This window comes from Hungatella hominis, assembly GCF_014288005.1.
Classification (GTDB): Bacteria; Bacillota; Clostridia; order Lachnospirales; family Lachnospiraceae; genus Hungatella; species Hungatella effluvii.
On record NZ_JACOPB010000058.1, the window covers coordinates 1 to 1710 of the forward strand.

Consider the following 1710-nt stretch of genomic DNA (forward strand, 5'->3'; position numbering starts at 1 on the left):
CAATGTCATTTAGTTACCTATCCAGGTTGAATTCTAACATAGGGTCTAACTCAATTTTTTAATATATTTTCCCAAAAAAGGTTGACACAGCGGCAAAAATGTGCGGCCGCTCTCGCTGCTGATTCGATTTTAAGCGGTAGCGAGAGCGGCTCTTGAAATTGTATATAGTAACATTATTTCAATTTCAAGGAGGTACTCTTATGTCATTTCCACTAAAAGTTAAGTCCACACTCTGGGCAATCGTGGACTCCATGTCTTTCAACCTCTCCCCTTTTGTAAAAAGGCCTGGGAAGGATTTTTCCCGAGAACGAAAGTTCGGCTTCGTTCGCATGATTCGTTTCTGTATCTCTATGCAAAGCGGCTGCATGAACCACGAACTGCTTAAATATTTTTACTTCAACCCGGACGAGGTGCCTACTGCTTCTGCTTTTATTCAGCAACGGGCAAAACTTCTGCCGGAAGCTTTCCTATATCTTCTCAGTCAGTTTAACCAGCGGTTTCCCACCAAACTTTTTATGGGGAAGTATTCTCTGATCGCCGCTGATGGTTGTGAATTTAATATCGCACGCAACCCCGATGACCCTTCTACCTTTCATCCGTCTAATGGAAAGTCGAAAAGAGGGTTTAACATGATCCATACCATCTCTCTTTTCGACCTCATTTCAAAGCGGTATCTCGATATCGTTGTACAGCCGGGCCGCAGGAAAAATGAATTCGCCGCTTTGTGCCAGCTTATAGACCGCTATTCCTACGGCGGCTTCCCCATTCTGGTCGCTGACAGAGGGTTTTCCTGTTACAATGTGTTCGCTCATGCTCTGGAAACAGGCTTTTATTTTGTAATCAGGGCAAAAGACATCAACACAAAACGCCTTCTTGTCGCGGCTTCCCTGCCGGACCGGCTGGATCAATGGACCGATGTGATACTAACCCGGTCTAATTCCAAAAAGAAAAGGGCGCATCCGGAGTTGGCAGCCATGTACCGTTACATATGTAAGGCAGTTCCTTTTGATTTTATAACAGACAATCAGCCGGAATATCATATGCGGCTGCGGGTTGTCCGTTTTAAAATTGCGGAAGGGATATACGAAAACATCATCACAAACCTTCCGGACAATGAGTTCCATACAGAACACCTCAAGGATATTTATTATCTGCGCTGGGGGATCGAAACCGCCTACCGTGACTTAAAGCATACACTCGGAACTACAAATTTCCATTCCAAATCCCCGAAATATATCGAATATGAAATTCTCTGCAGGATGATTTTATACAATTTCTGTACGATAATAACAATGGAGGTTCCTATAAAGAAACAAACAGGAAAATGGGAATATCAGGTGAATCTGTCAATGGCAATCAAGATATGCGTTGCTTTCCTGCGGGACGAAGCAGCCCCAGGTAATGTAAATGGCCTGATCAGCCAATACATACTGCCAATCAGGCCGGATAGAACCTATGCCCGCCAGCTGAGGTTCCAGGTACCAACCAGTTTCGCTTACCGTTTCGTATAAAGCGAGACTGTCAATCATAATATAGCACATTTTGAGACAGATGAGCAATCTGTCTGTTTGTTATCCCCTGAATTTTCCATTTCCTTCTATTCTCTGCATGTCCCGCATAGGAAACTGTTTATACCCTCTCTTAAGCCTGTTACGCAACTATCTGACAATGAATAGTCTCTGTTGACCCTCATAAACTAAATGACATTGG

Annotated in this window: 1 protein-coding gene; it reads left to right on the plus strand. The window is 43.7% G+C overall.

Annotated features, from left to right (window positions below; translation table 11 throughout):
• The first annotated feature begins 200 nt into the window (after positions 1-200).
• Positions 201-1511 carry an IS4 family transposase gene (locus H8S75_RS32245; RefSeq protein ID WP_187024962.1) on the plus strand — a complete coding sequence of 437 codons (1311 nt, stop codon included), beginning with the start codon at positions 201-203 and terminating at the stop codon, positions 1509-1511.
• Positions 1512-1710: the final 199 nt, after the last annotated feature.